At 68.5% G+C, this 20,995-nt stretch carries 15 protein-coding genes; 4 read left to right on the top strand and 11 right to left on the bottom strand.

The features are described 5' to 3' along the window. Positions 1-237: 237 nt before the first annotated feature. Positions 238-1,515 carry a bifunctional GNAT family N-acetyltransferase/ATP-binding protein gene (locus ABZU76_RS08535; RefSeq protein WP_354866464.1) on the bottom strand — a complete coding sequence of 426 codons (1,278 nt, stop codon included), beginning with the start codon at positions 1,513-1,515 and terminating at the stop codon, positions 238-240. A 1,872-nt stretch (positions 1,516-3,387) separates the two neighbouring features. On the opposite strand from ABZU76_RS08535, the gene ABZU76_RS08540 reads away from it, so the two are divergent. Then, positions 3,388-6,183, top strand: coding sequence for a hypothetical protein (locus tag ABZU76_RS08540; protein ID WP_354866466.1), 2,796 nt, complete (start codon positions 3,388-3,390; stop codon positions 6,181-6,183). A 1,312-nt stretch (positions 6,184-7,495) separates the two neighbouring features. Here ABZU76_RS08540 and ABZU76_RS08545 read toward each other — a convergent pair. From ABZU76_RS08545 to ABZU76_RS08575, 7 genes are all read right to left on the bottom strand, one after another. Next, positions 7,496-7,948 (bottom strand): hypothetical protein, encoded by a 453-nt coding sequence (locus ABZU76_RS08545; protein WP_354866468.1) that lies wholly within the window; start codon positions 7,946-7,948, stop codon positions 7,496-7,498. 853 nt (positions 7,949-8,801) lie between these two features. After that, a complete protein-coding gene (locus tag ABZU76_RS08550; protein ID WP_354866470.1) occupies positions 8,802-9,098 on the bottom strand; it encodes a muconolactone Delta-isomerase family protein in 297 nt (98 codons plus the stop codon). A gap of 15 nt (positions 9,099-9,113) precedes the next feature. Next, complete coding sequence (locus ABZU76_RS08555; RefSeq protein ID WP_354866472.1) at positions 9,114-9,821, bottom strand: alpha/beta hydrolase family protein; 708 nt, start codon at positions 9,819-9,821, stop codon at positions 9,114-9,116. Then, entirely contained in the window at positions 9,818-10,672 is an 855-nt protein-coding gene (locus ABZU76_RS08560) for a class III extradiol dioxygenase subunit beta (RefSeq protein ID WP_354866474.1), read from the bottom strand. Before ABZU76_RS08560 ends, ABZU76_RS08555 begins: the two co-directional genes overlap by 4 nt. After that, complete coding sequence (locus tag ABZU76_RS08565; protein ID WP_354866476.1) at positions 10,665-11,009, bottom strand: protocatechuate 3,4-dioxygenase; 345 nt, start codon at positions 11,007-11,009, stop codon at positions 10,665-10,667. Before ABZU76_RS08565 ends, ABZU76_RS08560 begins: the two co-directional genes overlap by 8 nt. Before the next feature lie 23 nt (positions 11,010-11,032). Continuing rightward, a complete protein-coding gene (gene purU / locus ABZU76_RS08570; RefSeq protein WP_354866478.1) occupies positions 11,033-11,905 on the bottom strand; it encodes a formyltetrahydrofolate deformylase in 873 nt (290 codons plus the stop codon). Next, positions 11,902-12,783, bottom strand: coding sequence for a methylenetetrahydrofolate reductase (locus ABZU76_RS08575; protein ID WP_354866480.1), 882 nt, complete (start codon positions 12,781-12,783; stop codon positions 11,902-11,904). The genes purU and ABZU76_RS08575 overlap by 4 nt, the downstream gene beginning before the upstream one ends. A 330-nt stretch (positions 12,784-13,113) precedes the next feature. Between ABZU76_RS08575 and ABZU76_RS08580 the strand changes: the two genes are divergently transcribed. From ABZU76_RS08580 to ABZU76_RS08590, 3 genes are all read left to right on the top strand, one after another. Continuing rightward, positions 13,114-14,517 (top strand): aminomethyl transferase family protein, encoded by a 1,404-nt coding sequence (locus ABZU76_RS08580; RefSeq protein WP_354866482.1) that lies wholly within the window; start codon positions 13,114-13,116, stop codon positions 14,515-14,517. 121 nt (positions 14,518-14,638) lie between these two features. Then, entirely contained in the window at positions 14,639-15,649 is a 1,011-nt protein-coding gene (locus tag ABZU76_RS08585; protein ID WP_354866484.1) for a LysR family transcriptional regulator, read from the top strand. Between the two features lie 66 nt (positions 15,650-15,715). Beyond that, positions 15,716-17,140, top strand: coding sequence for an MFS transporter (locus ABZU76_RS08590; protein ID WP_354866485.1), 1,425 nt, complete (start codon positions 15,716-15,718; stop codon positions 17,138-17,140). A gap of 103 nt (positions 17,141-17,243) precedes the next feature. Here ABZU76_RS08590 and ABZU76_RS08595 read toward each other — a convergent pair whose 3' ends face one another. From ABZU76_RS08595 to ABZU76_RS08605, 3 genes are all read right to left on the bottom strand, one after another. After that, entirely contained in the window at positions 17,244-17,909 is a 666-nt protein-coding gene (locus tag ABZU76_RS08595; RefSeq protein WP_255637872.1) for a response regulator transcription factor, read from the bottom strand. After that, entirely contained in the window at positions 17,906-19,420 is a 1,515-nt protein-coding gene (locus ABZU76_RS08600; protein ID WP_354866488.1) for a GAF domain-containing sensor histidine kinase, read from the bottom strand. Before ABZU76_RS08600 ends, ABZU76_RS08595 begins: the two co-directional genes overlap by 4 nt. A gap of 68 nt (positions 19,421-19,488) precedes the next feature. Then, entirely contained in the window at positions 19,489-20,808 is a 1,320-nt protein-coding gene (locus tag ABZU76_RS08605) for an MFS transporter (RefSeq protein ID WP_354866490.1), read from the bottom strand. Positions 20,809-20,995 lie beyond the last annotated feature (187 nt).

Raw genomic sequence — 20,995 nt, forward strand, 5'->3', positions numbered from 1 at the left:
TCCGGTCAATCCTCCGGCCGAACGGCAAGGACGATCCCGGCCGACGTTCACTGACTGGCATCAGGCATCGCGGGAGTCGCGCAGCGCCTGGCAGAGTCGGGTCGTCGCTGTCACGCTGCCCGTGGTCAACCGGGAACTGAGCTGGTGAGCACAGCCGACGCCGCTCCGCGAGGTGTCCCGGCGTGCGGGCGAACCTCGTGCTGCGGCCGAGTTCGAGACGGCCGACGCGTGCGCCGATCACATCCGCACGTACCGGGCGATGTCTTCCCGGAACTCGGTCAGGGCCTGTTCGGTGAGGGTGGGCCGGGTGTCGGTGATGGCGGCGAGGTAATCCTCAGTGCCGGCGGGGGCGCCGCGGCCGTGGACGACATCACGTTCGAACGCGGCCTGGGCACCTTTGCGAGCGGCGAACTCGATGTCGGCCGGGGTGAACATCTCGCTCGCCGCAACGAGCCGCTCCAGCTCGACACCTCCGGCAGCGGGGCCGAGGTACCGCCGCCAGATCGCCGCCCGGGCCGCCGGGTCCGGGGGACCGACCGGAAGAACGTAGTCGAACCGGCCCGGGCGCAGGAACGCCGGATCGAGAGAGCGGACGGAGTTAGTGGCGCAGATCAGCAGGCGGTCGTCGTGGTCGCGGAAGCCCGGGATCAGTTTGAGCAGCTCGTTGGTGACTCCGTGGCCAGGATCGACGGCCAGCCCGGACCGGACGCCGGCGATCTCCTCGACTTCGTCGATGAACAGCACAACGGTCTCGAGGTCGGCCAGGTCGGCGAACGTGTCCCGCAGCGAAGTGGCCAAACCTCCGGCTCCCGACGACGCGAGCCGGGAGGGGAACAGCTCCACGAACGGCCACTCCAGCCGGGAGGCGACCGCTTTGGCGAAGCTGGTCTTGCCCGTGCCCGGCGGGCCGAAGAGGATGACCGCCTTCGGCGGCACGACGCCGTACCGGTCCGCCAGCACGGGCTTGGCCAGCGGCAGCACGATCCGCCGCTCGATGGTTTCCTTCTCCCGCTCCATCCCGGCGAGATCGGTCCACAGTCCACGCGGGAGAACCCGCCCGCCGAGCTCCGCGAGCAGGCCCGCGTCGCTGGCGCCGAGGTGCTCGAGCTTTTCGTAGAAGATCAACCCGGGGCGAGCCGGATAGCCGGAGTTTTCCAGGGCCGCGGTTCCCGTCGCGCCGGGCGGGAGCAGCGCACTGATCCGGCGGATCCCGTGCTCCCTCAGCCGCCGCTCGAGTTCGCCGATCAGGGAGCTGCCGATCCCCCGGTTGCGCCACCGCCGCGCGAGCGACACCCCCGTGATCCAGGCCCGCTCCCCCTGGGCCTGCGCGACCGCCATCCCGACCAGGTCATCCCCGACCACCGCTACGACGACAACGCCGGTCCGGGTCGCAGCCATGACCTCCGAAATCGGAAACACCGGAGGCGAATCGTCCGCCTGCCGGTCCTGATCCCAGAGCTGGATGGCGCGGTCCAGATCGTCGTCGTGGAAATCCCGCAAACGCCACGTCGGCACCATCAGCACGGTACCGGCCACCGCGCCTGATGCGCGAGGCCGAACGTCCCGGAGCGGCGGGCTCGGCTGTCCGAACGCTCGCAACACCGCCGGCGCACCGGCAGGGGCGAACTTTCAAGGTACCCAGGCCAACGTCGGTTACCGATCGGTAGTCGTGGCCAAGGTGGGGCAGGACGTGACCCGGTTTCACTTCACCACGGCGTGAGAGCTCCACCGAATCGCCGCCGAGCGCAGGGGCCGACCCGCGGGTCGGGCCTGGTGCCGATCACTTCTCGAACCAACGAGACTTCCGAACGTACCCACGCTGAGGTGCCAGGTCAGGCGGGCATCGGCGTCAGCGGATCCGACCGAGACAACGTCTCCGACAGCGGCAGGCCATCTCTCTCGGCAACGATCCGACGCACCCGCAATTCGGCGCGGGTTCGCGGACGGTACTTAGACTCCTTGTCGCACCCGCATGCCGATCGCCCTTCGTAGCGCAACCCTTCGCCCAAGACCGCTGTCACCACAGACCATCCGCGGACATCACGCCTCGGCGGCGGGGCGAAGTCTCGACCGGCGCCCCTGAGGGGCCGGGCACAGTTCGGGCACAAGTGCTCCTGCCGCTGATCTGCGTGCTGCTTGAAGCTGACACGACACGAGACGCACGCGTAATGCAGCTTGTAGGACGTCTCACCGTAGAAGCACACCAGATCACCGTACTGAGTAGCTCCTCAAGCAGGCCAGGGGTTTCTCCTGGCTGACGGTGAGCGTTCAGAAGCGGCCTCTCAAGAGGGGACCATGCGAGCGGCGAGGGCCTGACGGCGCACGGAGTCGGCGGAGATGTCCCGGGACACGGCGCCGTCCCGTCGGGACAAATGGAGACCTCCCCGAAGGAGTGAGGTTTGAGTCATCAGATGGCGACGAAACGGCCCCGGCTCGCGAGCCGGGGCCGGCCAGCTCACTTGACCGCTTAGTCGAGCGGCAGGTCAGTGGTGAATTTCAACGTGAGGTTATGGCTCAGGTCCGTCTTCGGACACGGGCGATTCACGTCGCTGGTGACATGAACCCGCCCGATCGGCGTCAGGCGTGATCGTCCTGTACGGCGATGCATGGATCAGCGGAGAGGTGCTGGAGGTGTCGGCCCCATCGGGCGGCGGGGTTGGGGATGTGGTCCGGCGTCGGCGAGGCAGTAGCCGTAGGGCGGTCGGCCGCCGAGGTAGCGGCCTTGCTGGGTGGTTAGGTTGTGCATCGCCGCTAGGATTCGGTGCCGGGCGCGAAGGATCCTGCGTTGCAACTGGGTTGCCGGCAGCAAGATCAGTGCCCCGTGGTTGCGGTTGCCGAGATCGACCGGTCCGCCTGTTTCGGGGAGCCACACTTGGGTGCCGTGCCGGGTGCGCACGGTGGCTGCGTCCGAAAAGCGGCATTAACCCCGGGCACAGGCCTGACGTCGCGGCAGAAAGTGCCCCGGCGGCACTGGCCGGGGCACTCAGCCGTCGCACTCGTGACGCTTACCGCCGGCCACGTCGCTGCGCTGACTGCCGGGCGGCGCGCCAAAGACCAGCCGCTGCCGGGAAGCTCGCCAAGACGACGGCAGCGGCGGTTCGTGTCGACAGGAGGAGCACTAGCAGTTCGCCGCCGAACAGCACCGCGCCGCCGACGCAAACCCGCAACAGCACAGTCGCGTTTCGGGTCCGGCTCGCGGAACTAATGATCCACTGGAGCAACTGGGCGATCGAGGTTGGTTTCATGGTTCCAGCAGGCCACACCCTCTTTCGATGAGTCCAGAAGATCGAACACTCTGGAAACACCCCGAACTGAACCGAACGAAGCTGAACACCGCGACAGGTCGATCCAGCTAGCATCAGACGTGCACAGACCGGACGGAGCGCAGTGTCCCCTGATTCCAACGCCGGCGGCTTGTTCCACGACCTGGATCCTGCCCAGGCTCGGACACCCGAGGTTTTCACGCACCTGCTGAGGCAGGTCCGAAGTCGTGCGGGCCACTCATACGCGAGAATCGAAAGGTTCGGATCGCCAGATGTCCCTCTCTCGAAGGGAACCCTTTCCGGCATCTTCGGCGGTAAACGTCTGCCTTCGGTCGATCAGCTCGAGACGATCTTGACCGGCTGCGGCGTTCCGACGAACGAGATACCTGCCTGGATCAAGGTACTGGTGCACCTCAAGAGCACAGAACACGACCGGACCCGCGGCTACCCCGCTCAGGCTCAAATCGAATCGCGTCCAGAAGATGCCGAACGGCTCGCCGAGCGCCGAGCGGAACTGGGGCTCCTACTCAAAGCCGAAGAGGCCAAGGTCCGACATCTAAGCCAGTACGTCGACTTACTGCGCCAAGAGCCGAACCAGGCACAGACGGTGAAACAACTCGAGGCCCGACTCGATCGCGAACGTAGCCACCGCGCCGAGCTCGTAGCCGAGTTCGAGGCGGCGTCCGCGCACTTGGCGGCCATGGTGGATGACGGGCGCCACCTCGACGTGCGTGGCGCCCGGCGTTGTCCTCTGCCGCCGACGGACCGCATTTTCACCGGCCGTGACGCCTTGGTCAATTCCATCGGTACACCGGACTTGTTGTGGCTTTCCGGGCGGCCGGGCGCTGGAACTTCCCAAGTCGCCATCCACTGGGCGCACCAGGTCGCGTCTTCGTACCAGTACGTGCTCTACATGGACCTCCAAGGTATGAGTCCCGGTCGGCGAGTAAGCGCGAGGGAAGCGGCCCGAGAACTGATCGGTGCGCTAAGCCGAGGGCCCGTAGAGCAGGTGGACGACGACAAGCAGCTCTTCGAAATGCTTCAAGCTCGCTTGGGTTCGACGACGGCGCTCGTTGTCCTCGACAATGCTCGGAACGCCGCGCACGTCGAGCCCCTGTTGAAGGTGGCCGGCGCTGGCACCACGGTGGTCGTGACCTCCCGGCACCGGCGCCAGGCTTTCACCCAGGCCGCCATCCATGTACCTGTCCTGGCTCGTGCGGACGCGGTCACGATACTGGCGGGCTTCGCGCCCGGCGCCGAGACGGCAGTGCTCGACACCATCGCCGATCTGTGTGATGACCTGCCCCTCGCCCTGCGTATTGTCGCGGGGCTGATCGTGGGGAAACCGCAACTCGTCGCCGCCATCGCGCGCAACCTCGCAGATGAACGCGAGCGGTTGAACCATCTCACCACGGACCAGCAGGCGGTGCGCAGTGCGATCGTGCTGAGCTACCAGAGCTTGGACAACGGCGCGCAACGCGTCGCGCGCCGTTTGGCGGTGTCATTCGCTGCGATGAACGATGCCGCCGAAATGGCCGTAGGACTTGACACCGAAGAAATCCCTACGACCCTCGAACTGCTCCGCGTCGTTGACGCGAGTCTCGCAGAAGTCGCCGTCGATGGGGACCAGCTGACCTACTCGCTGCCGCCACTCATCTGGCTCGCGCTGGCCGAACGATCCTCAGGGGAAGACACGCCTGCGAGTGTCTCCAGTTATCGGATGCGCACTGCACGGTATGTCGCCGACCTAGCAATCAAGGTGGCCGAGGCCGCAGGAACGGTTGCTGATGTGGCTCGTGCGCGCGTCGTCCTAGAAGCAGCGGTTTCAAGCCAGTGGTGGGAGATCGCCGAAGATTTGGCACTCGCGCTTCGGCGACTGCTCGGAAGCGGGTATAGCCAGGAGCGGACCGAAATCACAGAGGTGCTCATCCGGATCTACCTGGCAGACGGCAGATCCGAGCTGGCTATCAATGCCTCCCTCGATATCGCAAAAGAGCTACAGGACGGCACATATGACCGAGTAGCAGCTCGTGAATGGGCGGAGCGCGCCGGGGCTTTTGCCGAGCACTACGAGCTGCCGCGCTCGCAGATCAAAGCAGGCATGGTACTCAGCCAGATCCTGGCAGGACAAAACGACTTCCAGGCCGCGCTTCGTGTCGCAGAGGGGCTGCTACCCCTTGCGGAACGCCACCTGGTACTCGGTGAACGACACAACCCGCTGTTCAACGTTGTCCGGTTGTATGCAATGTGCGGAAACCATATTGCGGCGAAGGAGTACCTTCAGCGCCTGGTCCGGATTTCTGAACTCGCGGGTGATTCCCAGAATCGGGCCGAAGCGTACTTCTACCTTGGCGACGCGCTCTTTAAACTGGACGAAGTCGCGAACGCCGGAATTTTGTATGGCAAAGCTGCGGAATATTGGGCGGCGACGGGTCAACACCAGAGCGCAGCTGTCGCACACGAGCGCATAGCCGATCTTACGACCGACCCAGACGAACGGATCGCGGCGCAGAAAGAAGCCGTCGCCAACTGGCGCATGACAGGCGACGGCGGTCGGCTTGTGGGCGCGCTGGTGGACCTCGGCGCGCTGTATTACGTAGCCGGACGGCTGGACGATGTCGAGCACGTGCTCGGTCACGCGGATGTTGCGACGGGGACCAGTCCGGAACTCGACCACGAGGTCACTGTCCGGATGGCAGCTCTGGCGATGCTACGTGGGCGTCCTAGCTCACCTCCGCCAGTCTGGACGTCGGCTCACGAATTGGTGGCCGATGCATGCTTGAGCATGAAAACCACGGACGACACGCTTTCCCCGGACCGGCTTTTGCGCCACCGTGTCTTGCACCCGGTGCCGGATAGTCCGTTTTGGCTCTACGACGACTCGTGGATGCCGAAGAACCTAAACGTCCTGGAAGCGTGAACGGTGTCGCTGACGGCGTCCGGCACCCGTGTCCGCCGACAAGATCCCGCTGCGTTGTCTCTGAACTGCACAAACAGCTCGGGAGTGACCCAATGCGCACGGGTTACGTCCTCAGCCGGTTGCTCAGAGTGCTCAGATAGTCGGGCCAGATACCCAGTAGACTGCTGTCGGCCGAGCCAGGCTGGCCGGCTGGCGAGTTCTGACTGTCGCGCCACCGACCGACTCAGCCGCTGCGCGGAGAGGCCGTCACATCGACGGCCTCGTATTGTGAGGTCCCGGTAGAGCTGAGCTAGCTTGGCCGGGTCGCCGCAGGGGAGGGCGGCCCCGAGTCACCGAGCGAGTCGACCATCGCGTAGACGTCTGCTTCGGAGAGCCCGGCTGGCGTGCCTGCCGCCGTTAGCTCGGATTGGGCGACCGCACGGTCAGCCTGTGCCTTGTTGATCCTCTCGACGAGCGCCACCGGGTGGACTCCCGAGGCGATGGCGTCCTGGAATCGTCGCAGCTCGGCTTCGGCAGCGTCCAGCTGCTTCCGGGTGGTTCCGCCGCTCGCCGAGAGGTGCCGGCGCGAAGTACCGGGCGAAGATTCGGCCCTGATCAGCGGCGAACTCGTCGGCCATGTCGCGTTCGAACCTCCGCGACGACCTCGTCGACGACCTGCCGGGCCCAATTCCTCGCGTTCGACCTGCTCCAGCTCAGCACCAGAATCCAGTCCGACGTGCCTACGACGACCGTCATAGCTAGCCGCTCGCGCTGCCGGTGCCCATCGTTTACCGGATCTCTGTGGTCCCCGGGACCACGTTCAACCAGCTCACGGCCAACTGCCAACCCCGACAGACCTGCACCTGCGTACAGGCGGAAGGCTTCCAGGACCTCTTGTAGCCAGACCGTTGGGCAGACCGATTGACCGGTACAACTCCGCCTTGTAAAGGACGCGCCGGCCGCCGCTTCGTCTTGTCTGGATCGTCAGATGTGAACTGCCGTGGCCGGGACCGTCGACAACCTCACCGCGAGCCGGCGAAATCCGGCCTGGCCACTCCTCGCCTCGGCGGGTCTGGCACGACCACCTGGAGGTCATCGAGGGTGCGTTGCACGGTTGGAACGACGATCCGTGCGCCAAGGAAACCTGGCCCCGGCGCACGGACGCCTACTCGACTTCACAAGCGAAGCTGCAGCGTCCGGAGGGCGTGGCCGGCAGCGATCTCGCCGACCTCCGGGCCGGCTTCGTCGATGGCGCCGTCGAAGAAGCCGGCCGGCGCGTGGCGCGGGAGATCACCGCCGACACTGGCGCACGTGCCCGGGGAAGCGGTGTCGGCTACGGAGCCCGATCGAAGACGTCGCAAGTGCCGGGGCCACGGTCCGATGTCTCTGACACCGAGATCGCCATCACCTGATCGAACGGGAGTCCGGTGAACGTGAACGTCGCCCCGGCGTCTTGCCCACCGATCGTCTTGTGCTGCGTGCTGGGGCGCTCATCGAAGGTCTCGGCGAAGACGGTCAAATTCGCGGGGCCCGGGTAGGTGACGTGGACATCGAACCCACCGGCGGTCGCCGTCGCGGTCGCCGTGTACGGGTCGCAGATCAGTTGCTCGAGGTTCTCGACGTGCGCGTGCAGCAGGCCGCCCGCACGCAGAATGGCCGCCTCGCCGGTGCCGCCGTCGGTTGCCGTTGCCGACGACGTCGCCGCATCGTGGGCAGCCGGGGAGGGCTGCAGACTCTCCGCTCGACGAGCGTTCGCGCCGACCCCGACTATCACGACGACCAGCACCGCCCCGAAGATCCACAGCCAGCGCCGCCTCGGTCCGGACGCTGGTTGTGGCGGGACCGACGGGTGTGAGTTGGACACTGGTGCTCCTTCGCTGACATCAACACGACATGGTCGGTCCGACCCCGCCCGGCGTTACCGGCCGCCGCCGGGAATTCGGCTCCCCACGACCAGGCGCCTCCCTCCGGCGAGCAGCGCGTCGGCAGCGGACAACACGAGGCGGCCGTCGTGCAGCCGCCGCCGGCGAACATCGGCGCTGGCTAGAGCACGTTCACGCCAACGGGCAGCACGCACTGACCGCGAGCCAGGCCGTAGACGGCGAGCCGGCGTCGAGTGAGCGGATTCACTGCGCGGTCTCGATCAAGAGGTGTGGCAGATTCGCCTACGCCGAGATTCTTCCCGGCGGCAAAGGCCGACCTGTGCTGCTTCCGCAACCGGACCCAGCCCGAATGGGCCTACCCCCAGGACTCGACGAGTCGCTCGGAGTCCGCTTCGGACATTGGCTGCACGATCTACCTCGGCACGTCACTGGATCACCGTGATGCCCGCGCAGTCGATGGTCGGGCTGACCCCCTTGGGCACGGCCGTCGGAACTCTGAGCGGGCCGGCTGAGAATCTGATCACCGGTGATCGAGGTCGTGTCGCCGGCCGCATCCTAGGAGATCAGCAGGTCGGAGACGGCATCCTGGGGGAAGGCGGCTGCCGTGCCGCAGTCGGCCGACACCGTCTTCTGTTCAGCCGGAACGATCGCAGCTGCTTGAGGCCGGAGATCGGCTGTGTGGCTGTGGCGGATGACGACCACGGATCGCCGATGGTGTCGGTCGAACTCGTCCCCCGCTCAGCGAGTACTACCGCGTCACGGCGCTCCGTTCCCCGGCGAACGCTCCTGCGGATGAGTGGCCAGTGCCTCGACGTTGACGTCCATCCACTTCCACATCGGCAGCGAGGTCAGCGCGTCGTGCAGGGCGGCCGGGTCTTCGGCCTCGTACAGGCCGATGGTCGCGTTGCGGCCCGGCACCCGCCACAGTCGTTTGAGCACACCGGCGGCGCGCAACTCGTGCGCGCGCTCGCGTTCGGCCTTGCGCAGCCGCTCGCGGAGCTCGTCGGGGGTCTCGGGCGGCAGCAGGTTCTCGGTGCGGACCAGGAATTCCACGGTTCCTCCGGTGGGCTACGACTTTGCGATGGCGAGCAGGCGGTCCGCGAGCTCGCCGGGCGCGGTCACCATGGCCTCGTGCCCGGTGGCGATCTCGTGCACGGGCCAGCCGCGGCTCGCGGCCCGCTCCGCGTGGGTCCGGAACACCCGCATCCAGTCCGTGCACTCGACGAACTCCGCGGGCACGCCCGCGCCCGCGCCGGTGAGACGCAGCGGCTCGGTGTAGGTGAGCCACGGCTGCGGCGTCAGGCGCGGGCCGAGCCACACCAGGTCGGCCTCGTCCGTCACGCCGAGCACAGTCAGGGACCGGACGGGGATGAGCCAGCCGAAACCCGGGCCGGCCACCGATTCGCGGTAGTGCCCGGCGACCTGCTCGGGCAGCAGATCGATGGCGGCTTCGCCGTCACCGCCGGCGAACGCGTCGAGGTACACCCGCTTCGCGAGCCGCTCCGGCACCCGATCGGCGACACCGGTGACCACCTGCCCGGCGTAGCTGTGCCCGACCAGCACGACGTCACGCAGGTCGTGCGCCTCGAGCAGGCTCACGACGTCCTGGATGTGCGTGCCGAGCCCCACCGCGGGGCTGAGCAGGTGGGCCCGGTCGCTGAGCCCGGTCAGCGTCGGCGCGAAGACCTCGTGGCCGGCCGAGCGCAGCGCGGGGGCCACCCGCTGCCAGGCCCAGCCCCCATGCCACGCTCCGTGCAGCAGGACGAAAGCGGTCATGCGGGTGCTCCCCCGTTCTCGAACAGCGCCAGCGCGGCCGCGGTGTTGGACGCCGGCACGTGGTAGGTCTCGTGGATCCGCGTGATCCGCTCGTCCATCGCGCCCCGCATCACCAGCCACATGATCAGCTCGATGCCCTCCGTGCCGGCCCGGGCGACGTACTCCTCCCGCGTGAGCCCCGTGAGGGCCTCCGGGTCGGTCTCGATCTTCTCCAGGAACATGCGGTCGAACGGCGTGTTGATCAAACCCGCGCGGGCACCGGCCAGCTGGTGCGACATGCCGCCGGTGCCGAACACCGCGACGTCGAGATCGTCCGGGAACGACCGGATCGCGCGTCCGATCGCCTGCCCCAGCGCGTAGCAGCGGGCGGCCGTGGGCTGCGGGTGCTGGATGACATTGACGAGCACAGGCACCACCGCGCACGGCCACTGCTCCCCCGGATCCGGGCAGTACACCGACAGCGGCACGGTGAGGCCGTGGTCGACGTCGAGGCCGTGGAAGGTCGCGATGTCGAAGGAGTCGTCGATGAGCCGGCGGACGAGATGCTCACTCAGCTCCGGCGCGCCGACGACCGGTGGCACCGGGCGGCGGCCCCAGCCCTCGTCGGCCACTTCGTAGGACTCCGCGGTGCCGACCGCGAAGGTCGGGACCAGGTCGAGGTCGAGCGCGTTGGCATGGTCGTTGTACACGATCACCGCGACGTCCGGCCGGTGCTCGGCCATCCACTCCCGGGCCGGGGCGTACCCGTCGAACAACGGTTTCCAGTACGGCTCGGCGATTTTGCGGTTGTCCATCGCCGCGCCGATCGACGGGACGTGCGACGTGGCGAGACCCCAGATCACCCTAGCCAAGTTTCCGCCCTCCCGATCGCAGCGCCTCGGCGAACTCCTCGGCCGTCATCCCGGTGAACACACCGCCGAGGTACTGCATGGACTTCCCGTCCAGCATCGCCAGTTTGTAGGTGTAGAACACGGAGCCGCCGAGTTCGAGCATCCCGGTCCAGTCCCGCTCAAGGATCGCCTTCTTCTGCTCCGGCGACAGCCCGAACTCGTCGCAGTAGGCCGATTCGTCCTCGGTGAACCGCCGCCGGTTCCGTTCGTCCTTCAGCGACAGGCACATCTTGTTCAGCGCGTACCCCCGCCGGCTCGCGCGCAGGTCGAGCAGGTAGTCGTCACGGGCCTTCGTCATCGCCACTCCCTTCCGTTCCCCGCCTAGAACACCACGGTGGTGGGGCCGTCCCGGACGACGCGGTCGTCGCAGTGCCACGCCACCGCGCGAGAGAGCACCAGCCGTTCGACGTCCGCCCCCTTGCGCTGCAGCTCGGGTACCGAGTCCCGGTGCGACACGCGGATCACGTCCTGCTCGATGATCGGCCCCTCGTCGAGGTCTTCGGTGACGTAGTGCGCGGTCGCGCCGACGAGCTTCACGCCGCGCTCCTTCGCCCGCTGGTACGGCCCGGCGCCGACGAACGCCGGCAGGAACGAATGGTGGATGTTGATCACCGGCACACCGAGCTCGGCGAGGAAATCGGCGGACAGGATCTGCATGTAGCGCGCCAGCACCACCACGTCGACGTTGCCCTTGAGCAGGTTCAGCTGTTCTTTCTCAGCGGCCGCCTTGTCCCCCTTGCCCACCGGCACGTGGAAGAACGGGATGTCGAAGCCGCGCACGTCGTCGCCCAGGTCAGGGTGGTTCGACACCACCATCGGCACCGTCATGTGCACCTCGCCGCGGCGCTGGCGCCACAACAGGTCGAGCAGGCAGTGGTCCGCTTTGGACACCAGGATCGCGGCCCGCTTACGCCGCCTCGCCTCCACCAGCCGGAACTCGAGCCCCAGCTGTTCGCCCAGGCGCGTTTCCAGCGTCGCGTTCAGATCGGCCAGCCGCGAAGGCAGATCCGCCAGGTGGAAAACCGTGCGCTGGAAGAACCGGCCGCCGGACGGATCGCTGGTCGACTGGTCGAGCGAGACGATGTTGGCGCCCTCATCCGTCAGCACGCCCGACACGGTCGCCACGATCCCCGGTCGGTCGGCGCCCTGCACGATCAGGCGCCCGTAGTCGTCGTCCTGGGTGGCCCCGGTCACGCGCGGCCGTCCTTTTCCTCGATCCGGACGAGCAGCTCCTGCCGCCACGCCTCGGTCTTCGCGAGCTCGTTGAACGTGAAGACATGCAGCCCGTGGACGTTGCCGCCGCGCGGCGCCTCGGCGGCGAGCTGCCTGGCCAGTTTCGTCGGTTCGTAGCCACGCGGCAGCAGCAACCGCCACATCAGGTTCTGCTGCTTGCTCAGGAACCGCGCCGACTGCCCCAGCCCGATCCCGGCCGAGATCCGCACGAGCTTCTGGCGGTTCACCGGACCCGGCAGTCCGATGTGGACCGGCAGGTCGATCCCGGAGGCGGAGATTCCCGCGGACCACGCGCCGGTGACCGCCGCGTCGAAGCAGATCTGGGTGATCACGCGGGTCGCGAGCGGAGCCTTCTGCCGCAACGCCCGCTCGAGCGCGGGGGCCGGGATCTTCGGGTGGCCCTCCGGGTAGCCACCGATACCGACGTCGGTGAACGGGTGGCCCAGGTCCTCGATCACCCGCAGCAAGGCGTACGCGTCGGCGAACTCGCCCGCCGGCTTCGGCGCGTCACCCCCGATGACGAATACCGACCGCACCCCGGCCTCGCGCAGGCGGGTTACCATGTCGGCGACGTGGGCGCGGTCGGTGAACTGCCGCGCCGGCAGGTGCGGAGCGACCTGGTAACCGTGACGCAGCAGACGTTCGGTCAGGTCCAGGGTGGTGTCGATACCCTTCGCGTCGGTGACGGTGACCGTCAACGGGACGGCGGTGGGCACGTGCTCGAGCACGGCCGACTCGGTGCCGCGAAACGGCATCACCTCGTAGCTCATGGTCCGCACCAGATCGGCCAGATCCGGCCGCCGGCGCCCCGAGCCCGCAACCTCCTGCTGGATGGTCATGCGCCGCCCTCGTCTCCTCGTACCGCAAGCGCTGCCTGCCGCGCCGACCGGCGCGGCATCGGCCGGCCACCAGTAGAACGGAACGCCGATCGTTTTTCGTCCGGCAGGGAGGCCTAGTTCACCGCGACAAATGACGGGGGCGTCCGCCCCGCGCGATCCGCCTAGGTCGAATGACGTAGCCGAGACCGGCCTGCGGGACCTCACGCTCGGCACCTCCGCGGGCCTACCGTCCAACGGGGCAGCCCAGGACCGGCGAGTGGCCCTCGGCCTTCCGGTGGCGTGCGACCGCCGCCGGAACCCAGACACCAGTCGCACGAGAACGGACCGCACATGAGCGCGAAAAGCCTGCAGGACGTGGTCGATCACGCGGGGAACACGGTGGACCTGCTCCGCAATTCCCAGCTCGGCGCCTACATCTACCCGGTCGTCCCGGCCGAGTTCACCAACTTCCGCCGCGAGGTGATCGCCTGGCGGTCCACGGCCGTGCTGTTCGACCAGACCCACCACATGGTCAACCTCTTCCTCTCGGGCCCCGACGCGCTGAAGCTGATCTCCGACACCGGCATCAACAGCGTCACGAAGTTCCCGGTCGACTCGGCCAAGCAGTTCGTCCCCGTCTCGCCCGATGGCGGGGTGATCGGCGACGGCATCCTGTTCCGGCTGGCCGAGGAGGAGTTCGTGTTCGTCGGCCGCGCCCCGGTGGCCAACTGGCTGACCTTCCACGCGAGCCAGGGCTACGACGTCGAGCTGCGGCTGGACCAGCGGTCGCCGTCGCGGCCGTACGGCAAGCCGGTGACCCGGGACCTGTGGCGCTTCCAGATCCAGGGCCCGAACGCCTGGCCCGTGATCGAGAAGGTCCACGGCGGCCCGGTGGATCAGGTCCGGTTCTTCCGGATGGGACACCTGAACGTCGCCGGCCGGCAGGTCCGGACCCTGCGCCACGGGATGGCGGGCGCGCCCGGCCTGGAGCTGTGGGGCCCGTACGAGACCTACGACGACGTGCGCGAAACCATCCTGGAAGCCGGCCGCGAGTTCGGGCTCGAGCCGGCCGGGGCGCGCGCGTACTCGTGCAACACGATGGAGTCCGGCTGGATCCCGTCGCCGTTGCCCGCGATCTACACCGGCGAGCAGCTGCGCCCGTACCGCGAATGGCTCGGCGCCGAAAGCTACGAGGCGACCAACGCGCTGGCCGGCAGCTTCGTGTCCGACCGGATCGAGGACTACTACCTCAACCCCTGGGAACTCGGCTACGGCTCGTTCGTCAAGTTCGACCACGACTTCATCGGCCGCGACGCGCTCGCCGCGATCGACCCCGCGAGCCAACGGCGCAAGGTCACCCTCGCGTGGAAGGCCGAAGACGTGGGCACCCTGCTCACCTCACCCGTCGATCCGGACGGTCCCGGTTACCAGTTCTTCGACCTGCCTAACGCCAACTACGGCTCGTCGAACTTCGACTCGGTGCTCGACGCCGACGGCAACCGGATCGGGTTGTCGCTGTTCACCGGCTACAGCGCGAACGAGCGCGCCGCCCTGTCACTGGCCACGGTCAACCCCGACGTGCCGCTCGGAGCGGAGGTCCGCGTGGTCTGGGGCGAGCCGGACGGCGGCTCCCGCAAGACCACCGTGCAGCCGCACGAACAGTTCTCCGTCCGGGCCATCGTCAGCCCGGCGCCGTACTCGGCGATGGCACGCGAGAGCTACCACCCCGGCTGGCGCTCGGCCGTGACGGTGTGAGCACGCCGTGACCGTGCTTTCGCCGCGCTGCCGAGGTCGCCAGGGGCGTAGTACGGTGTGCGAGGCCGTCGTCGTCCCCGGGACGGCCTGTTGGCAGGTGACCGCACGGTGGTGATCGCACGTGACCCGACGGGGCGTCGGCTCTCTGGCGAACATCGACCTGAACTTGCTCGTCATCCTGCGGGAGCTGCTGCGCGAGCAGAACGTGACCCGGGCGGCCCAGCGCGTCGGTGTGACCCAGCCCGCCGCCAGCGCCGCGCTGGGGAGGCTGCGCCGGCACTTCGGCGACGACCTGCTCGAACGCACGCGCTCGGGATTCGTCCTCACCCCGCTCGGGGAGCAGCTGGCCGCCGAAATAGAACCGGTGTACCTGGGCGTCGAACGGCTCTTCTCACCCGAACCGGAATTCCACCCTGAAGACACCGAGCGTGAATTCACCGTTCTGACGAACGATTACGTCATCGCCGCGTTCGGCGAATCGCTGTCGCGCGCACTCCACGCGGCAGCGCCTCGGGCGCGGTTGAGCGTGAAAGTGGCGAAAGGTGAGCTGCCCGCGGATCTGCCGGAAACCCTCCGCGGAATCGACGTGATCATTTCCGCGCCGAAGTCCGCGTTCAAGGTCGACGAAATCCGAGGTCGGGAATTGTTCCGCGACCACTGGTCGTGTGTGGTGGCGGCCGAAAACCCGGTGGGCGACCGGCCGCGTCTCGCGGACCTGGAGCGGATGCCGTGGGTGATCCCCAACCACCCCGACGACGGGTACCCGGCGAGTTCACCGCTCGCGCCGGTGCTCGCCCAACTGTCCACGCAGCCGCAGGTCGCCGTGCGGGTGGACAGCTACCAGGCGACGCCGTACTTCGTGGCGGGCACGGACCGGGTCGCGGTGATGCAGCACCGGCTCGCCCGGCAGTTCGCCGACCGCGGCGATCTGCGCATCCTGCCGTACCCGGGTGACGCGCCACCGATCGTCGAAGTTCTGTGGTGGCACCGGAAGAACACCGAGGAACGCACGCACGCGTGGCTGCGCTCGGTGGTCGAAGAGGCCGCGGACGGCCTTCGTGAGCCCGAACGGGGTATTCACGGCGGTTATGCGGCGGGTGCAGACGATTTATTACCGAACCCCGCTCCGTGAGCCACATACTGGCAATCTGCGAAACACGGTGAAGCACTCTGGCCCGAGCGCACAAAGGAGTGTGCCTTGTCGAATTCAACGACGAGCAGACCGATCATCGACGTACTCCCCCTGATCGAGAACCAGAAAGTGGGGAGGTTCTGGACCGCACTCTTCTCCGTATCCTGGCTGGTCGCGTTTCTGGACGGCTTCGACCTCCAAGTCATCTCTTTCGCGGGCCGCTATCTGAAACAATCGTTCGACCTGACCAACACCGAACTCGGCACGCTGGGCACCGTGGGTGTCGTCGGGACTCTGCTGGGCGGGATCGTCATCGGGTACCTGGGTGACCGGGTCGGCCGCAAGCCCGCCATCGTCGTTTCGGTCGCCGGGTTCGGGATCTTCATGGTCCTGGTCGCCTTCGCGCAGGACTACCCCCAACTGGTGCTCCTGCGCCTGATCACCGGGCTGTTCGTCGGTGGCGCGCTCCCGCCGGTGTGGGCGTTGGTCAGCGAGTTCGCTCCGATCCGGCTGCGGTCGACGTCCGTGGTGATCGTGATGGTCGGCTACAGCATCGGCAGCGCGTCGGGCGGCCCGCTCTCGAACCTGCTGATCCCGCGCTTCGGCTGGCAGTCGGTGTTCCTCGTCGGTGGCGCGGCGTCACTGGTCGTGCTCCTCGCGGTGGTGCCGGCGCTGCCGGAGTCGGTCAAGTTCCTGGCGCAGAAGGGCCTCGCCCCGGACCGGATCAAGCGCACTCTGCTGCGCGTGCGGCCCGGGCTCTCGCTGCCGGACAACGCGACTTACGTTGTCGGGACCGACGTCGTCGAGCGCAAGCACTTCACCCCGGTGGCCCTGTTCCGCGGGCGGCTGGCGGTGCTCACCACGCTCGTGTGGGCGTCCTACTTCTGCTCGGCGACGGTCGTGTTCTACCTGACGTTCTGGGGCCCGATCCTCAACGAGCAGATCGGCTTCAGTGTGTCGGCGGCCGCCACCCTCGCCGCGGGAACTTCCGCGGCGGGCGCACTGGGACAGGTCCTGATCGGCCGCTTCATCGACCGCCGCGGCGCCGGGACCATCGCGATCATGCCGCTGCTGGCGGTGCCGTGCCTGCTCGTGATCGGGTTCGTCCACCTCTCGGCGCTGGCGTATGTGTTCGTGCTGCTGCTGTCGAACGTGTTCATCATCGGCGGCCACGGTGGCGTGATCGGCATTTCGGGCATCTTCTACCGCCCCGCGATCCGAGCCAACGGCGCCGGCTGGGCGACCTCGGTGTCCAAGCTCGGTGCGATGCTCGGCCCGTGGCTCGCCGGGGTACTCCTGGATCACGGTCTCAGCGCGCAGAGCACCTTCTTCGTGTTCGCCGTGTTCCCCGTCGTGATGATGACCGCGCTCCTGGTGCTGGGCCGCTTCCAGCGCCGCCTCCCCGCCACCGCGGACGGTGCGCTGCGTCCCGTGGCCACGGCCACCGACGCGGCCCGGCCCACTCGCGAGGAGACCACCACATCCGGCTGAACCACCGGAAACCGTGGACAGCGGAGGGCTTCCCGCGCACTGGGGAAGCCCTCCGCTGCGACGAGGGATCCCCGCCGCAGCGGGGGAATCCCGGTGCCCGACCTCACCCGGGTGGCGGAGTCAGTCCCTCCCGGATCGCCAGCAGCGCCGCCTGCGTGCGTGACGAGAGCTGCAGCTTGCTCAGCACATTGCTGACGTGCGTACGCGCGGTGCGCTCGCTGATCACCAACGTGTCCGCGATGTCCCGGTTGGCGAAGCCCCGCGCCACGAGCACCAGGATCTCCCGCTCGCGCGCGGTCAGCGCCGAGAGCCCGACCCGTGGCGCGGCCATCCGCCGGGTGAGCTGCTTGGCCACGGCCGAGTCGAGGTGGACCTCACCGGCCGCGGCGGCGCGGATGGCCGTGGCGACCTCCTCGGGCTCGGCATCCTTGAGCAGGTAGCCGGCGGCACCGGCGGCGAGTGCGGTGTGCACGCGTTCGGCCTCGCCGAAGCTGGTCAGGACCACGACCTTCACCTCCGGGTGCTCCGCGAGGATCCTCCTGGTCGCCTCCGCGCCGTCCATCCGGGGCATCTGCAGGTCCATCAGCACCACATGGGGCAGCGGCCGCTCCAGCGTCCGCCACTCGCGCAACAGCTCGATCGCCTGCTCCCCGTCCCCCGCCTCGCCGACCACTTCGAGGGCCGGCTCGATCTCGACGAACGCCCGCAGCCCGCGTCGCACCACGACGTGGTCGTCGACGAGCACGATCCGGATCATTTCGGGGCTCATCCGGTGGCCTCTTCCCGCACTCGCCGCAGCGGCACCGCCGCCCGCACCGTCCAGCCCCCGCCGGGGCCCGGCCCCGCCGCGAACCGCCCACCCCAGCGCTCGGTGCGCTCGCGCATGGACACCAGGCCCAGCTGGTCGCGGCTGCCGAGGGGCTCGTCGCCACCGGCGCCGTCGTCCTGGATCCGCACGACGAGGTCGTCGGCCTCGACGCGGAGACCGACCTCGACGGTTGACGCACGGGCGTGCTTCACGACGTTGTGCACCGCCTCGCAGACGATCCGGTACAGGTCCTCCTGCACGTCGAGCGAGCCGGTCATTCCCAGCTCGTCGGCCGCGACCACGTCGATGACCAGCCCGGTCCGCACACGCACGCTCTCGGCGTGCGCGCGAACGGCGGCGACGAGGCCGTGTTCGGCGAGGTCCAGCGGTCGCAGCTCGAACACCAGCAGCCGCAGGTCGGTGAGGGCACCGGCGGACAGCTCGGCGAGCTCCTCGGCGATCGGGCGGATGTGCTCGATCGCGGCGTCGCGACCATCGAGCCGGCCGCGCAGTGCCTTGGCCTGCATGCGCATCGAGAAGAGCTGCTGGACCACCGAGTCGTGCAGATCGCGGGCCAGCCGGCGGCGTTCGTCCGACTGCGCGCGCGTGCGGGTCTGGGCCAGCAATGACGCCGTGTCGATCGCGACGGCGGCGTGGTCGGACATCGCCTGCAGGAACGCGAGCGAGCCCGCGCCCGGATCCTCCCCGGCGCGGTAATAGGCGTTGATCACGCCGACGGTGCGGGCGCGGACCACCATGGGCATCGCGACGAACCCGTCCCAGTCCGGCCGGTTCATGATCTCGTGCAGCGGCTCCCACGTCGGGTCGGCCATGATCGCGGCCTTGCGGTGCACCTGCACCACCGGCTCGCCGCCGACGAACGCGTCGAAGAACCGCACGTGCGCCCCGAGCCGCCGGCACGCGCTGAGCCGGTCGACGAAATCCGCGGCCGGACCAAACCCCGCCATGCCGAGGATGCGCAGGTCGGCGGCCGGATCGTCGAGCGCCAGGATCTGCACGGCGACGATGTTGGCCGTCATCACCATCTCGCGCGCCACCGCGTCGAGCGTGGCCCGCAGCGAAAACGCCCCGGCCACGCTGGACGCGGCCCGCGCGATCGCGGTGAGCCGCTCCTGCTGACGCCGGACATCCGTGCGGTCGCTGAACCAGACCGCCTGCCCGCCGTCGGACAACGGCGACAGCCGGTACTCGAGATCCAGGACCCGTCCGCCCGGCACCGGCCAGCGCGCGGTCTGCCGGCCACCGTCCGGTGCCACGGCGTCGGGCTTCACCGAGCCGTGCTCCACGGGGTCGGGCGCGAACGGCGCCGGCTCGCCGATCAGGTCGGCTGCGGCCGAACCGAGCAGGGCCGCGGCCGAGTCGTTGAGGGCGGCGAAACAACCCGCGGCGTCGAGCACGGCGAGCCCGTCGGCGGACACCGAAACCAGGGCGTGGAGAGCTTCCGACGGCAATTCCGGCCTGCTTCCGCTCGGACTCCGTTGCCCTGGCATGGCCCCATTATGCGTTGCCGCAGTGGAAATCACGCCGACGGCCGCACCGATGTCGCGGAACGGTCTTCCGTCAGGGTCGCGCGCCGGACGCTCAGCCCGATCGCAGCCACCAGGCTCACCAGCGACAGCGCGGCGACGTAGAGCGCGACGACGGTCGACGATCCGCTCGCCCCGAACAGCGCGGTCGCGACGATCGGCGTGACCGCGCCGCCGACCATCCCGCCGAGCTGGTAGGCGATCGAAATCCCGCTGTAGCGCACTCGCACATCGAAGATCTCGGTGAACAGCCCGCCCTGGGCCCCGGCCATGATGCCCTGAACGAGCGCGGCGACGGCGAAGGAGAGGAACGCCGGACCCGCGTCGCCGGTGTCCACCAGCAAGAACATCGGCACCGGCCACAGCACGGCGGTCACCGCGCCGAGCACGTACACCCGCCGGGAGCCGAACCGGTCGCTCGCAAGGGCGGACAGAATGATCGCGCCGATCCAGATCGCGGTCGAGGCCAGGATCAGCCAGAGCAGGGTGGTCCGGTCGAACCCGACCACGGTCGTCCCGTAGGTCAGCATGTAGACGGTCACGGTGTAGCCGATCGCGGGCGGAGCGATCGAGGCCAGGCTCGCCAGGACCAGCGTCACCGGCTGCCGGCGGACCAGCTCGGCGAACGGCGCCCGGCTCGTGGCCCGCTCCCGCTTGGCCTTCGTGAACTCCGGTGAGTCCTGCAGGCGGCTGCGCACCAGCAGCCCGCCCACCACGAGGACGACGCTGAGCAGGAACGGGATCCGCCAGCCCCACGCCAGGAAGTCATCGTCGGACAGGCCGGACACGGCCAGGAAGGCGAGGTTGGACGTGAGCACCCCGACCGGCACGCCGAACTGCGCGAAGCTGCCGTAGACCGCGCGGCGGCGAGGAGTGGCGTGCTCCGAGGCGATGAGGACCGCGCCGCCCCATTCCCCGCCGACCCCGAAGCCCTGCAGCACCCGCAGGAGGACGAGCAGCAGCGGAGCGCCGACGCCGATCGCGGCGTAGGTCGGCAGGACGCCGATGAGCGTGGTCGTGCCGCCGGTCAGCAGCAGGGTGAGCACCAGCATCGACCGACGCCCGATCCGGTCGCCGAAGTGCCCGATCACCGCACCCCCGAGCGGGCGGGCGACGAAGCCGACCGCGAACGTCGCCAAGGCCGCGAGCGTCCCCGCGGCGGAGGAGAATTTCGGGTAGAACACGGAGCCGAACGCCAGTGCCGCCGCGGTCCCGAAAATGTAGTAGTCGTACCACTCGATCGACGTGCCGACGAGGCTCGCGGCGAAGAGGGTCTTCTTCGACGGACGCGTCGACGGTGCTGGTTCGGCCATGGATCCGTACTCCTCGCAGGCGGTTCGGCACGGGTGGCGCACCGAGGAAAGCAGACAAAACCGCGCCGGGCACGGCCGCGGCGACCTGTTCGGCCTACGTCGTTTGTCTCGGTGCCCGCTGATCGGAACCGTCCTTTCAGGACAGTGGCCGGGCACCGGCTACGCCGATCGAGTGCGTATTCACGCC

Source organism: Amycolatopsis sp. NPDC005232 (assembly GCF_040607795.1).
Lineage (GTDB): Bacteria > Actinomycetota > Actinomycetes > Mycobacteriales > Pseudonocardiaceae > Amycolatopsis.

Bases quoted from the DNA above. Each gene is read 5' to 3' on its own strand.
- ABZU76_RS08555 (WP_354866472.1), bottom strand. From the start codon at position 9,821: ATGACCGCTTTCGTCCTGCTGCACGGAGCGTGGCATGGGGGCTGGGCC.
- ABZU76_RS08565 (WP_354866476.1), bottom strand. From the start codon at position 11,009: ATGACGAAGGCCCGTGACGACTACCTGCTCGACCTGCGCGCGAGCCGG.
- ABZU76_RS08575 (WP_354866480.1), bottom strand. From the start codon at position 12,783: ATGACCATCCAGCAGGAGGTTGCGGGCTCGGGGCGCCGGCGGCCGGAT.
- ABZU76_RS08580 (WP_354866482.1), top strand. From the start codon at position 13,114: ATGAGCGCGAAAAGCCTGCAGGACGTGGTCGATCACGCGGGGAACACG.
- ABZU76_RS08595 (WP_255637872.1), bottom strand. From the start codon at position 17,909: ATGAGCCCCGAAATGATCCGGATCGTGCTCGTCGACGACCACGTCGTG.
- ABZU76_RS08605 (WP_354866490.1), bottom strand. From the start codon at position 20,808: ATGGCCGAACCAGCACCGTCGACGCGTCCGTCGAAGAAGACCCTCTTC.